At 27.3% G+C, this 13924-nt stretch carries 15 protein-coding genes and 1 tRNA gene; 10 read left to right on the forward strand and 6 right to left on the reverse strand.

The genetic code is table 11. The annotated features are described in order from the left end of the window. The first annotated feature begins 45 nt into the window (after positions 1 to 45). The 4 genes from AC5SL8_RS00235 (at position 46) to AC5SL8_RS00250 (ending at position 4063) form a co-directional block, all read left to right on the forward strand. Positions 46 to 501, forward strand: a complete 456-nt coding sequence (locus AC5SL8_RS00235; RefSeq protein WP_494579960.1) for a hypothetical protein — start codon at positions 46 to 48, stop codon at positions 499 to 501. Positions 502 to 517: 16 nt separating this feature from the next. Next, positions 518 to 607, forward strand: a tRNA-Ser gene (locus AC5SL8_RS00240). 115 nt (positions 608 to 722) lie between these two features. Next, the gene (locus AC5SL8_RS00245) at positions 723 to 2780 is read left to right on the forward strand and encodes a DNA gyrase subunit B (protein ID WP_494579962.1); all 2058 of its coding nucleotides are present in this window, start codon (positions 723 to 725) and stop codon (positions 2778 to 2780) included. A 2-nt stretch (positions 2781 to 2782) separates the two neighbouring features. Further along, a complete protein-coding gene (locus tag AC5SL8_RS00250) occupies positions 2783 to 4063 on the forward strand; it encodes an ActS/PrrB/RegB family redox-sensitive histidine kinase (RefSeq protein WP_494579964.1) in 1281 nt (426 codons plus the stop codon). On the opposite strand, the gene AC5SL8_RS00255 is transcribed toward AC5SL8_RS00250, so the two are convergent. From AC5SL8_RS00255 to AC5SL8_RS00265, 3 genes are read right to left on the reverse strand one after another with little or no spacing between them, the layout of a single operon-like run. Next, on the reverse strand, positions 4060 to 5868 hold the full coding sequence (locus AC5SL8_RS00255) for a cobaltochelatase CobT-related protein (protein ID WP_494579966.1): 1809 nt from the start codon (positions 5866 to 5868) through the stop codon (positions 4060 to 4062). The two genes, AC5SL8_RS00250 and AC5SL8_RS00255, sit on opposite strands and share 4 nt — an antisense overlap. Beyond that, the gene (cobS, locus tag AC5SL8_RS00260; protein ID WP_494579968.1) at positions 5869 to 6843 is read right to left on the reverse strand and encodes a cobaltochelatase subunit CobS; all 975 of its coding nucleotides are present in this window, start codon (positions 6841 to 6843) and stop codon (positions 5869 to 5871) included. Continuing rightward, complete coding sequence (locus tag AC5SL8_RS00265) at positions 6833 to 7360, reverse strand: J domain-containing protein (protein WP_494573220.1); 528 nt, start codon at positions 7358 to 7360, stop codon at positions 6833 to 6835. Before AC5SL8_RS00265 ends, cobS begins: the two co-directional genes overlap by 11 nt. A 25-nt stretch (positions 7361 to 7385) precedes the next feature. Here AC5SL8_RS00265 and AC5SL8_RS00270 point away from each other — a divergent pair, with 25 nt between their 5' ends. Further along, a complete protein-coding gene (locus AC5SL8_RS00270; protein WP_494579970.1) occupies positions 7386 to 7646 on the forward strand; it encodes a BolA/IbaG family iron-sulfur metabolism protein in 261 nt (86 codons plus the stop codon). Here the strand turns inward: AC5SL8_RS00270 and aroB are convergent. Both aroB and AC5SL8_RS00280 read right to left on the reverse strand, forming a co-directional pair. Beyond that, positions 7635 to 8741, reverse strand: a complete 1107-nt coding sequence (aroB, locus tag AC5SL8_RS00275; protein WP_494579972.1) for a 3-dehydroquinate synthase — start codon at positions 8739 to 8741, stop codon at positions 7635 to 7637. The genes AC5SL8_RS00270 and aroB overlap by 12 nt on opposite strands. Further along, on the reverse strand, positions 8728 to 9240 hold the full coding sequence (locus AC5SL8_RS00280) for a shikimate kinase (RefSeq protein ID WP_494579973.1): 513 nt from the start codon (positions 9238 to 9240) through the stop codon (positions 8728 to 8730). The genes aroB and AC5SL8_RS00280 overlap by 14 nt, the downstream gene beginning before the upstream one ends. A gap of 47 nt (positions 9241 to 9287) precedes the next feature. Between AC5SL8_RS00280 and AC5SL8_RS00285 the strand changes: the two genes are divergently transcribed. The 5 genes from AC5SL8_RS00285 to truA are packed head-to-tail and all read left to right on the forward strand — an operon-like array spanning position 9288 to position 13427. After that, positions 9288 to 9476: a hypothetical protein gene (locus AC5SL8_RS00285; RefSeq protein WP_494579975.1), complete on the forward strand. Its 189-nt coding sequence runs from the start codon at positions 9288 to 9290 to the stop codon at positions 9474 to 9476. Then, on the forward strand, positions 9451 to 11214 hold the full coding sequence (locus tag AC5SL8_RS00290) for a hypothetical protein (protein WP_494579976.1): 1764 nt from the start codon (positions 9451 to 9453) through the stop codon (positions 11212 to 11214). Before AC5SL8_RS00285 ends, AC5SL8_RS00290 begins: the two co-directional genes overlap by 26 nt. A 26-nt stretch (positions 11215 to 11240) precedes the next feature. After that, on the forward strand, positions 11241 to 11759 hold the full coding sequence (def, locus tag AC5SL8_RS00295) for a peptide deformylase (RefSeq protein ID WP_494579978.1): 519 nt from the start codon (positions 11241 to 11243) through the stop codon (positions 11757 to 11759). Positions 11760 to 11761: 2 nt separating this feature from the next. Continuing rightward, positions 11762 to 12694 (forward strand): methionyl-tRNA formyltransferase, encoded by a 933-nt coding sequence (fmt, locus tag AC5SL8_RS00300; protein WP_494579980.1) that lies wholly within the window; start codon positions 11762 to 11764, stop codon positions 12692 to 12694. Continuing rightward, entirely contained in the window at positions 12687 to 13427 is a 741-nt protein-coding gene (gene truA / locus AC5SL8_RS00305) for a tRNA pseudouridine(38-40) synthase TruA (protein WP_494579982.1), read from the forward strand. The genes fmt and truA overlap by 8 nt, the downstream gene beginning before the upstream one ends. Here the strand turns inward: truA and AC5SL8_RS00310 are convergent. Then, positions 13417 to 13896 (reverse strand): SET domain-containing protein, encoded by a 480-nt coding sequence (locus AC5SL8_RS00310; RefSeq protein WP_494579984.1) that lies wholly within the window; start codon positions 13894 to 13896, stop codon positions 13417 to 13419. The genes truA and AC5SL8_RS00310 overlap by 11 nt on opposite strands. Between the last annotated feature and the right edge of the window lie 28 nt (positions 13897 to 13924).

Consider the following 13924-nt stretch of genomic DNA (forward strand, 5'->3'; position numbering starts at 1 on the left):
TCCAATTGGAATAACTATAATGCGGTAATTTGTAAAAAAATTAATTTGGGGAAACCAAAACTATCAAAAATATTTAAGCGAGGATGGAAAAACATAATTCAAAAACCAAGCATTTTATATTCAGACAGAAACTATAATATAGAATTACATTTTGATTTATTTCATGGATTTAGAAACTTACAAAAAGCAGCTGAACTTGTGAAGAAAGAAGATAGGGATGAATTTATTGAGTATATAAAAAAGAACAGATCTTTTAATCCTCATATAATGTGTGTGGCAAAACCCAAAATTCTTAAGTTATGGTTTGAGGATCTATTTCCATGGCTTAAAAGATGTGAAGCTATTTTTGGCTTTAAAGATTTAAAAGGTTATGACACAACTAGACTTTATGCATATTTAGCTGAAAGATATCATTCATTTTGGTTTAAAAAATATTCTAATTATGTTGAATGGCCTTATAAATTCATAGACACAGAAAAAATTAAAAATTTAAAAAATTGATTTGTCAAATTTTTTAGGAGAGGTGGCCGAGTGGTTGAAGGCGCACGCTTGGAAAGCGTGTAAAGGAGTAATCCTTTCATGGGTTCGAATCCCATTCTCTCCACCATTAAATAAGCCTAAATTTATAAGCCTAATTAGCTTTTTTTCAGCTATTTTACTTAAGATAAATCAGCATTTTTTTTAAAAAATGTTATAATTTTTTAATCTCCAAAATTAAAAAAATGACAAATAAAAGCAAATACCAAGCAGACTCTATCAAGGTTTTGAAAGGTCTTGAGGCAGTTAGAAAAAGACCGGGGATGTATATTGGTGACACTGATGATGGCACTGGTTTGCATCATATGGTTTATGAAGTTGTTGATAACTCAATAGATGAAGCTTTAGCAGGGCATTGTAAAAATATAGAAGTTAAAATTAACTCTGATGGAACAATTACTGTAAGAGATGATGGTAGAGGAATTCCTGTAGATATGCATAAAGGTGAAAAAATGTCTGCAGCAGAAGTTATTATGACACAACTTCATGCGGGTGGAAAATTTGATCATGATTCATACAAGGTGTCTGGGGGACTTCATGGAGTTGGAGTTTCAGTAGTTAATGCGTTATCAGAAAAATTAAAATTAGAGATTGAGAGAGATGGTAATAGGTATTATATGGAATTTAAAGATGGTGTATCAGTTGCACCGCTTAAAATTATAGGAAAATCCAAAAATACTGGTACACAAATAACTTTTTTACCGTCAAAAGAGATTTTTTCTTCAATAAAATTTTCACCTAATATCATTATTAAAAGAATGCGAGAACTTGCATTCTTAAATAAAGGAATAAAAATCACAATTAATGATTTAAATAAAAAAAAAGAAAAAGTAATTGAATTCAAATTTGATGGTGGGGTTTTAGAATTCGTAGATTTTTTAGATGAAAAAAGAGAAAAACTTTTAAATAAAACAGGAAATGATTTGTTTAAAAAACCAATTTATATTGAAGGCAAAAAAGACAATATAGAAATTGAATGCTCTCTAAAATGGAATGCAAGCTATGGCGAAGATATTTATCCTTATACTAATAATATTTATCAAAAAGATGGTGGGACCCATTTACTAGGATTTAGAAGTGCACTTACAAGAGTTATCAATAAATATGCTACTGAACATAATCTATTAAAAAAAAATAAATTAACTATCTCAGGTGATGATATTAAAGAGGGATTAACCTGTGTAATTTCTGCAAAAATACCAGATCCTAAATTTTCATCACAAACAAAAGACAAGCTAGTTTCATCAGAGGTTAGAATGATTGTAGAAAATATTATAAGTGAAAAATTATCAACATGGTTTGATCAAAACCCATCAACTTCTAAAATTATTTTAGCAAAAGTAATGCAAGCAGCTTTAGCAAGAGATGTTGCTAGAAAAGCAAGGGAGAATGTCAGAAGAAAAGGTGCATTAGAGTTAAGTGGTTTACCTGGAAAACTTGCTGATTGCCAAATAGGCAAACAAGAAGGTACTGAATTATTTATAGTAGAGGGAGATTCTGCGGGAGGTTCGGCAAAACAAGGGAGAAATAGATCTAATCAAGCTGTTTTACCATTAAGAGGAAAAATACTTAATACGTATGTTGAAGAAATTGTTCTCAAAAAAAATAGTAATAAAGATGGGAGCGAACATAGAACAAAGGCATTAGCAAAAATGATGTCATCAAATGAAGTGGTAACTTTGATTAATGCGCTTGGTTTAGACCCAAAGGTTCAAGATATTGATTTAAAAGATCTAAGGTATGGTAAAATAATTATTATGACCGATGCTGATGTTGATGGATCTCATATTAGAGCTTTGTTGTTAACATTTTTTAATAATAAGCCATTTAATAAATTGATTGAAAATGGTCATGTTTATCTAGCCCAACCACCATTGTTTAAAATAAACAAAGGTACAAAAGGGATTTACATTAAAGATGAAAAAGAATTAGAAGACTATATTTTAAAACATAGCAAAGAATTACAAAAAATAAAAAAAGGAACAAAAGAATTTATGAGAGCTTATGAAGAAGAAAAATCAAGAATGAGTATTCAAAGGTTTAAGGGATTAGGAGAAATGAATCCAGAAGAATTGTGGAGCACGACTTTGGATCCTGAAACTAGAAATTTATTACAAGTTCAATATTCAAAAGACTTAAAAAAAGACCAAGATTTAATTCACACTTTAATGGGCAATGATGTTGCCTTAAGAAAAGACTTTATTGTGTCAAATGCTATTAATGTTCAAAATCTAGATATCTAATAATGAAGTTTTTCGAAACTTCAAAATATTTTTCATTAAAAAAATCTACTTACATAAATTTAAGATGGATTGCAATTATTGGTCAACTTATAACAGTCAACCTTATTTATTTTGTTTTTGATTTTAGATTTAGTCTAATTTTAGCAAATTCAACAATTCTATTAGGAGTGCTAAGTAATCTTTATTTAATCTATGTTAATCAGAACACTCAACTAAGAGACAAGATAGCATTTCTTTTTTTATTTATTGATATTTTACAACTGAGTTGTTTGATTTATTTATCGGGTGGAATTATAAATCCTTTTTCAATTTTTTTGATTATCCCAGCTATATTTTCATCGTCTAATTTAGGATTTAAAAGCAATTTATTATTAGTTTGTTTCACAGTTTTAATAATTATTTTTCTTACTTTTTTTAATCAATCTTTACCCTATCCAATTAAAGAACATTTTCACGTAGACAGCTATTATTACTATTCAATTCCAATAGCATTGATTATTGCTTTACTTTTTTTGAATTATTTTGCTTCAACCTTTGGATCAGAATCCAGAATAAGAAAAGAGGCACTAAATAAAATGGAAGAAATCATGTCAAAAGAGCATGAACTTTTATCCTTAGGAGGACAAGCTGCCGCCGCCGCACATTCTCTTGGAACTCCATTTTCAACTATCAAAATTATTTCATCAGATTTATTAAAACAATTTAAAGATGATATTAATGTTAAAAAGGATGTTGAATTGTTAGTCAGTCAGATAGATAGGTGTAGTGAGATACTTAAAAAGCTTACATTAAACCCAATAATAGAGGATAATTTTATTGATAGTAATCTTACATTGTCAAAATATATAGATGAGATTGTTAAATCGTTCCAAGAAATAAGCAAAAAAGAGTTTATTGTAAATTATGATCAAAATTCCAATCCATTAAGATTTAATAAGTCCATAGAGGTAATTTATGGCTTGAGAAATTTTATTGGTAATGCAAATAAATTTTCAAGAAAAAAAGTTTTTATAACACTTAAAACAAATAGTGAGTTTTCTGAAATTATGATCGAGGATGATGGTGAGGGGTATCCTAAGGATGTACTAAGCAAAATTGGCGAACCTTATGTGAAATCTCTAAAGTCTTCTATAAAGTCAAAATCTGGATTAGGACTTGGAATGTTTATAGGAAAAACTTTGCTTGAAAAAAATCATGCAAGTATTTTATGTAAAAACTCTGAAACAAGAACAGGTGCCGAAGTGAATATAAAGTGGAAAAATCAAAATCTTTTAAAACTTTAATGTAATTTTTTTTTAGTTTCAAATAAGCCACTTAACTGCGATATCATAACATCACCAAGCTCATGAACATCTGTTATCTTAATGGCTTTTTCATAGTATCTAGATACATCATGACCAATTCCAATTGCAAGAATTTCAACATCAGTTTTAACCTCTATGAACTTAACTATTTTTTTTAAATGTTTTTCTAGAAAATCTCCAGAATTGACTGATAAGGTCGAGTCATCCACAGGAGCTCCATCTGAAATTACCATCAAAATTTTTCTTTCCTCTTTTCTTTTTTTTATTCTATTGTAGGCCCACGATATAGCCTCACCATCTATATTTTCTTTTAAAAGACCTTCCTTAAGCATTAGACCTATATTATTTTTAGTTTGTCGCCATTGAGTATCAGCGCCTTTATAAATTATATGTCTTAAATCATTTAGTCTTCCAGGATTCTTTGGCTTATTTCTTTTTGTCCAAGCTTCTCTACTTTTTCCACCTTTCCAATTTTTAGTTGTAAAACCTAACACTTCTACTTTAACAGAACACCTTTCTAAAGTTCTAGACAATATATCCGCACAAAGAGCAGCAATAGTAATTGGACGGCCACGCATTGAACCTGAGTTATCGATTAAAAGTGTTACTATAGTGTCTTTAAAATCAAGATCTTTCTCTCTCATAAATGATAAAGAATTATATGGATCCATAATTACTCTTGTTAACTTTGAGCTATCCAACAAACCTTCCTCTAAATCAAATTCCCAGGATCGATTTTGTTTAGCAAGAAGTTGCCTCTGTAATTTATTAGCAAGCTTAGTTATAAGATCTTGAAAACCAATTAACTGTTGATCTAAATTTTTTCGTAGTTTTTGAGTTTCTTTTAAGTCCTCTAAAATTTCTGCTTTCGCAATTTCATCAAATTCATTTGTATAAATTTTATATTCTTGATCAATATTGTTAAGATTAGATTTTTGCAGAATACTTTCTGAGCTTTCTTCTAATGATTCAGAATCCTCTAGTTGTTCATTCATTTGCTGATCACTAAGATCAAATCCTGCATCAAGACTAGTTTTTACCTCATCTTGTTTATTTTCATCTTCTTTAGCATCTGATTGATTTTCATCACTATTCTCAGATTTATTATCTTGGTAATTATCTTTTTCATCTTCATTCTGATTATTTTCTTCATTATTTGAGTTAAAAATATCCATATTTTCTAAAATCTCAGAAAATTTTAAACTGTAATTATCTTGATCTTCTAAGTTTTCATTTAAAAAATCTATGTGCTTATCAATAAATGTTGAAAAATCTTTCTCCCAAACATTTAACATTTTGGATGATGTTGAGTTAAGTTTTAAATTAAAAAATTTTTTTAACATAAATAGTTCAAATGCCTCAGCAACAGGGACATCATCCTTAGTTTTGATTTGATCTTTATGATTAGAATTAATTTTTTGTTTATAATTTTCGTTTAAATTTTTTCCAACACCTTTGAGCATTTTTCTACCCAAAACCTCATATCTAATTTTTTCTGCAATATTATATAAAGATTTACAAGATGGATTGTTTGGTAGGTTTTTATTAAATATATCTTTATTTGAAAATTTTTTCTTTAAAGCTCCTGAATCTGTTTCTGCTCTTAATCTAATAAAATCATTTTTACTAGATAAATTAGTTACATCAAAAAAATCAATTTTTTTATTGCTTAAACTTTTATCAAGTTTTTTTACATCTAACTTATAATCATCAGAAATTACTTTTGCAGTTGAAATTAAAGCTTGTTTAAATTGCTCTTTAAAATTATTTTCTTTGCTGCTCATTTAAATCTGAATATTAACCATAGACTCTGGCAGCTCATCACCAAAACATCTTTGATAATATTCAGCTATAGTATTTTTTTCAATGTCATCGCACTTGTTTAAGAAGGTGACTCTAAATGCATAGCCAGTGTCTTTAAAGATTTCAGCATTTTCTGCCCAATGCAATACTGTTCTAGGACTCATTACGGTAGATATATCTCCTGCTATAAAGCCTTTTCTAGTTAAAGAGGCTACTTTAATCATGTTTGCGATTTTTTCTTTACCTTTTGAATTATTCAAATTTTTATTTTTTGCTAAAACGATCTCCATTTCTTTATCAAGGCTAAGATAGTTCAGTGATGTTACAATATTCCATCTATCCATTTGACCCTGGTTAATCTGCTGAGTTCCATGATACAATCCAGTAGTATCCCCCAATCCTACGGTATTAGATGTTGCAAACAGTCTAAAAAATTTATTTTGCTTTATTACTTTATTTTTATCTAAAAGAGTAAAATTACCTTCTGCTTCTAGAACTCTCTGAATAACAAACATAACATCTGGTCTACCAGCATCATATTCATCAAAAACAAGAGCAACTGGGTTTTGTATTGACCAAGGTAAAATACCTTCTTTAAATTCAGTAACCTGTTTTCCATCCTTTACAACTATTGCGTCTTTACCAATTAAATCAATTCTACTTACATGACTGTCTAAATTTACTCTAATACAGGGCCAATTTAATCTAGCAGCAATTTGTTCTATGTGAGTTGATTTACCAGTTCCATGATAACCCTGAACTAGAACTCTTTTATTAAATGCAAATCCCGAAACTATTGCAAGAGTGGTGTCCCTATCAAATTTGTAATTTTTATCTATTTCTGGGACATACTCACTTTTTTTTGAGAAAGCGTCCACTTCCATATCTGAGTCAATTCCAAAAGATTGTTTTAAAGATATTTTGATATCTGGTTGTATGTTTAAATTAGGTGTCAATTTTTTCCCTATATGTATTTTTTAGCTGGGTGTAAGCTAAAGTAATTAATTTAAGTTTTTCTTCGTATTCTTTATTTCCTAAATTAATATCAGGGTGAAATTTTTTGACAAGAGTTTTGAATTTGTTTTGTATTTGTTCCCATTTTAATCCAACAGAAACACCCAAAATACTAAAAGCTTTAATATCATTAGCATCAAATTTAAATTGATTCATATGGTTATATTCACCCCTAAGCTTTGTTTTATCAAATTCATCCTTTAAAGTGGTGTTCCACAAAACTTTAAAAAAATTATCAGAAGAACTAAAGCTTTGAGTTGGTTTATGCCATGTCATATCAGATTTAAGAAAATCAAAGACCTGCTCATCATCCATACCTTTAAAATAATTCCAATTCTTATTGAATTCTTTGACATGTGCCAAACAAAGTAACCGGTATTTCTTACTATTATCTTTTTCAATTGGCGCTTTATATTCACCTATTTCAAAACAATTATTCCAATCACAAATATTTTTCATGCTATATAATAATAAATTATTATTTATGAATATAAATGAATTAATTACAATTGTTAAAAATAAACTTCAAAAAGAAATTATAATTCAGGATTTAAAAATTGAAGATAAAAGTTTTCTGCATAAAAACCATAAGCAAAATCAAGAAGGAAGGTACCATTTAAAATTGACCATTAAATCTAATGAGCTTGCTCAATTATCTAAAATAGAATCAACAAAAAAAATTTATAATATCTTAGATTTAGAGCTTAAAAATTATATACATTCAATACAAATATTATTGAATTAATTCTTTTTGTAAAAAAGTAGCAATTCTTTTTTCATTGAATTCAAGTTTATGAATAGGCGTACCAATTTTTTTTAATAAAATTAAATTAATTTTTTTTGTATTGTTTTTTTTATCCTTTTTCATAAAGGATAAAATTTTATTAAGATCCTTCATAGAAAAAAATTTATTGATATCACTTGGAAGATTTAATTTATTAAGATGATTTTCAATTATTTGAAAATCTTTTATATTTAAATTTTTATTTATTAGACTGAACTTTGCTGCTGTTTTTACACCCAGTATAACAGCCTCACCGTGATTTAATCTTTTTGAATATCCAAGTGTTGCTTCGAATGCGTGAGCAAAAGTATGTCCGAGGTTTAATATTTTTCTTACCCCCATCTCTTTTTCATCTTCCTCAACCACTCTTTTTTTTATTAAACAGCTTTGATAAATAGCTTTTTCAATGAATGGGCTTTTTAATCTTAAAATGTTAGTTCCATTTTTATTCAAAAATAAAAAGAATTTCTTATCTTTAATCAGAGCGTGTTTAAGTACTTCTCCATAACCACAAACGATTTCCCTTTTTGGCAAAAACTTTAAAAAATTAATATCAGAAATAACTAAACTTGGTTGATAGAATGATCCAATTAAATTTTTACCATGCGGGGTATTTACACCAGTCTTACCACCAATTGATGAGTCCACCTGTGAGAGTAAAGTAGTTGGAATATTAATAAATTTTAAACCTCTTTTATATATACTTGCTGCAAACCCAGAGACATCCCCTGTTATGCCCCCTCCAATAGAAATTAAACAATCGTTTCTGTTAAAGTTTTTTTTTAAAAGAATTGATAAAATTTTTTGTACACTATTTTGGTTTTTATTTTTTTCACTCGCATTGAAATAGTGAATTATGGTTGAGTATCTTGGTAAAGATTTAAGTACTTCTTTAATCAATTTTTTGGGGACATTTTTATCTGCTATAATAAGACAATGATTTAAATTTATAGAAGCTTTTTTTAAAAATTTATTTAATTTATTTAAAATATTATTTCCTATGTACATAGGATATTTTTGATTAACAGTATTTACTTGTATTTTAATTAAGCTCATAAATTTTTATTATTTTTTTTTGTATTTCAGTTTTTGTAAGTTTATTACAGTTTATCTTAAATTGTGCTTTAGAATATACCTTAATTCTTTTTTTAATAATTTCTTTAATTTCCTTATCGGTTGATTTAAAAACTAATGGCCTTTTTTTACTATTTCTTATTCTTTGAAGTAAAATTGACTCATCCCAATCTAGCCAAAAACTGATATGATTTGATAAAACCTCTTTTCTAATATTATCATTTATAAAACCACCTCCACCTAGAGCAATTACATTTTTTTTATTTTTTAAGGATTTAAGTGTGATTTTTTCTTCTAATTTTCTAAAATAATCCTCTCCTTTATTTTCAAATATTTCTGTAATTGACATCCTTAAGGACTCCTCAATTAAGTTATCAATATCGATGAATGGAAGCTTTAGTTTTTTTGATACTAAACTTCCTATAGATGATTTTCCAGATCCCATCATTCCTAAAAAAATGATGTTTTTATTTGAATCCATAAGCTTTCTTTATTGAAAAAACACAAATATGTCTTAATTTGAAATTAATGAAAGATTATATGCAATTTACAAAAAATACAAGTAGCAGCAGAACTAAAGGTCTATTAATTAAAGTATTATTGATTTTAGTTGTTGTTGTAGTTGCCACAATGTTTTTAGGAAAAATAGAAGTTCCATATCCCAGCAAAGATGTTGAAAAAATTATCTCAAATGAAAAATTTAAAATTGTTAAATAGAAAATGTTTTATAATTTTTCTGCTTTCTTTTTTTATAAGTCTTAATGTTCAATCACAAGAACCTATTGATATTTGGGGTATAGAAGAAAAGAGCAATACCAATAAAGTTTTAAATACCAAAAATGATGATGACAAAGAAATTCCTCAGAACAGTATTTATGAAATGCAATCTCAAAGTAATAGTGAGTTAAGTATAGAGCAATCACAAACTTTAGTCTCAAAAGAGGTAAAATTAGTAGGCTTATATGATCCAGAAGAAAATGGGCTAGATATAAATATGTGGTCTAATTCTAATGGTGATCAAATTTTAAATATTTTTAAGCGTATTGATAAGCTTAATTTATCTCAAGATGCTTCAGAAATAATGGATATTTTACTTTTTACTAATGCATATTATCCCAAGCAGAATATTACAGAAGAACAGTTTTTAGAAATAAAGTCTAACTGGCTTATTAAAAAATCAAATTATCAATTAATTGAAAGTTATCTATTAAAAAATCAAATTATCAATGAGAATTCAAAATTAACTAAATATTTAGTTGATTATTATTTGTCTGAATCAAATGTTAAAAAGGCTTGTGAAATATTTTCTGAAATTAAAGATTCCATAGAAGATGTTTATTTATCTAAATTTAATATTTATTGCCTTATTCATAATAACAAAAAAGAAGAAGCCCAACTACTGATAGATTTAAAAAAAGAACTTAATGATTTTAATGATAAGTTTTTTGAAAAAAAAATTAATTATTTGATGGGTTATACCAACGAACCTGATACAGAAATATCAGAAAATACAATTTTAAATTTTCATTTATCTCATATAACTAACCCAGATTTTAAATTTGAACCTAAAAACTCAACAGCAAAAAAAATATGGCGATATTTATCAACATCAAACCTTTTATATAAAATTAATGATATTGAAATTAATGAATTAGATAAAATTGCAAATATTGAAAAGGCCACTCATGATGGCAATTATTCAGAAAAGGAATTATTTGAACTTTATAAGAGATTTCAATTCACGATAAATCAACTACTCAACATTAAAGAATCTACAAAAGCACTCCCTGCTATTGAGGTTAGGGCTTTAATTTATCAAGGAATTTTGATTACAACAGATATAGAAAAAAAACTTGAGCTAATGAATGCACTAAAAAACTCGTTTAAAATCGATGAAATAGAAGACGCATTTTCTGATGAATTAAGAAATCTTTTAAGTGATATTGATGAACAAGAAGTCCCATCTAACTACACAACTTTTTATCAAAATTATATTGATAAAAAAGAAAATAAATTAAGTAATATTAAAATAAATAATAAAATTTTACATCAATCAAAATTGATTAATCATTTTATATTAGAAAATGGCTTAAGTGATATTAATAAAGACGTAAACAATTTATTAAAAAAAATTAAAAAAGATAAAAAATATTTTTTCTCAAAAAAAGATATTATTTTAATTGAGTCTTTAAAGTCTGATGGAGTAAAAGTTCTTGATAAATTTAATACTTTATATGAACCCAATGACTATGAAATGCCATCAGATATTCAAATATTTATAAATAGTGGAGATATGGCAGCAACAATACTTAGAGTTATTGAAGTTATTGGACGAGATGAACTAAAAAATATTGATGATGATACATTATATTTTATAATTAGTGCTCTTAACCAGCTAGATATTGATCCAATAAGAAATAAGATTCTGCTTAAAGTTCTTCCTTTAAAAGTTTAAAAATTATACTAAAATAATAGATAATTATGGCAGTAAAACAAATCTTGACAGAACCAAATAAATTTTTGAGGCAAGTTTCAAAGCCTGTTGAAAAGGTGGGTGATGAAGAAAGAAAGCTAATGGATGATATGCTTGATACAATGTATGCAGCACCTGGAATAGGCTTGGCGGCTATTCAAATTGGTATTCCTAAAAGAATTATTGTTATGGATATTAGTAGAGATGAAAACAAAAAAGAGCCACTGTATTTTGTAAACCCAGTTATAAAAAATAAAAATGAAAATAAATCTAGATATGAAGAAGGATGTTTGTCAGTACCAGATCAATTTGCAGAAATAGAAAGACCAAAAACGTGTGAGGTTGAATATTTAAATTATTATGGAAAAAAACAAATATTAAAGGCAGAGGGTTTATTAGCAACATGTATTCAACACGAAATTGATCATTTAGAGGGTATTTTATTTATAGACTATTTATCAAAACTCAAAAAATCAATGATTATAAAAAAACTTTCTAAATTTAAATCTAAAAGAATTATTGTTTAGTAATGACAAGGAAGATTGTCTTTATGGGTACACCATCTTTTGCTGTACCTATACTTAAAGCACTTCATAAAAAAAAATATTTGATATCTGCAACTTATACGCAGCCACCACAAAAATCACAAAGAGGGCAAAGATACAATAAATCACCAATACATCTTATTTCAGAGGAATTAAATATTGAATGTAGGACCCCTAGAATTTTAAAAGGTAATAATGAAGAATTTAATTTTTTTAAAAAATTGGATGTTGATATAGTTATAGTAGTTGCATATGGACAAATTATTCCTAATGATTTTTTAGATTTATCCAAAAAAGGTTTTATTAATATACATGCATCATTATTACCAAAGTGGAGAGGAGCTGCCCCTATTCAAAGGTCAATTATAAATTTAGAAAAAGAAACAGGTATTAGTATTATGAAAATTGGAGAAAAACTTGATACAGGACCTGTTTGTAATTCGTATAAAATAGATATTAAAGAAAATGACAATGCAGAAACAATATCAACAAAACTTTCGATTTTAGCTTCAGAAAAAATATCTAAAAATATTGATGGTATACTTGATGATACTGTAAGATTTAAAGAGCAGGATCATAAAAATGCAACATATGCATCTAAAATTAAAAAATCTGAGGGTGAAATAAAATGGAGTGATAATGCAGAAAATATAATTGGTAAAATAAATGGATTATACCCAAGCCCCGGAGCTTTTTTTATTTTTAAAGAAGAAAGATATAAAATTTTAAAAGCAGAATTAGGCACTAAAAGTGGTGAGATAGGTGAAGTAATGACTAGTGACTTAGAAATTAGCTGTGGAAATCAAAAATCTATAAAAGTTATTGAAATTCAAAGACAAGGAAAAAAGTCTCAAAATATTAATGAATTTGTTCTTGGTTCTCAAATAATAAAAGGCTCAAGATTAACAAATGTTTAGATATCAAATTTTGATAGAGTATATAGGAACAAGTTTTGTTGGTTGGCAAATACAATCTAAAGGAAAATCAATTCAAAAAGAAATACAAATCAAACTATCAAAACTTTTAAAAGAAAAAGTGGTTTTGATAGGATCTGGAAGAACAGACGCAGGCGTTCATGCGATAGAGCAGTCAGCTCATTTTGACTGCAAAAAAGAAATTCAAAATTTAGATAAGTTATTAAAATCAATTAATCATTTTATAAATAATAAAGGTATTTCTATTTTAAAAATTAAAAAAAGAAGTCTAAAATTTCATGCAAGACATTCTGCCAAACAAAGAGTTTATAAATATATAATTTTTAATAGATTTAGTAAGCCTTCTCTTGAAAAAGAAAGAGGTTGGCACATAATAAAAAAATTAGATATTGAGTTAATGAAAAAAGGAGCAAAAAAACTTTTAGGTACTAAAGACTTTTCTACTTTTAGAGCATCAAGCTGTAATGCAAAAAGTCCAATTAAAACTATGGAATCTGTTTTGATTAAATCAAATGGGGTAAGAATTGAAATACAATTTAAATCACAATCATTTTTACAACAACAAGTACGATCAATGGTAGGTAGTTTAAAATACTTAGCTGAAAATAAATGGAATTTAAAAAAATTTGAATTTGTTATTAAATCAAAAAAAAGAATTCTTTGTGCACCACCAGCACCTGCTGAGGGATTATTTTTAGAAAAAGTTATTTACTAGTTTTTTGTCGGCCAATGCTAAATTTTTTATTAATTCTCCATCTAGACTCTGCTCGAACAATATAGCCACAACAATTCTTTGACTTACATTTGCATGGAAATTGTTTGTAATCTTCATCATAGCCAAAGCCATAATCAGCTGTAATTTCTTCACCTTTTTTAATATCTTTTATAGCAACTACCCACAACTTTAAACCTGTCCCGTTATAATCACAATTGTTAGAACAAGAGTGATTTATTAAACGTGCGGTATTCCAAGAAACATCTCCATCCAAGTCGTATTTTTTATTTAAATTAAATAAATAGATGGGCTTTGCATTATCAAACTTTTGTGATTCTTCCGTTTGTTTCTTAGTAATAATTTTACCAACGTAATCAATAATTCTAGTGCCTTCTTTGATGTCTTTTGTAGCATATAGGCCACGACCTTTTTTATCGATGTTAGATTTTTTAATTTTGTAGAGTTTCATTGTGAGTTCTTTAATGCGTATTGAGAAA

The organism is Candidatus Pelagibacter sp. PS_41, assembly GCF_059417725.1.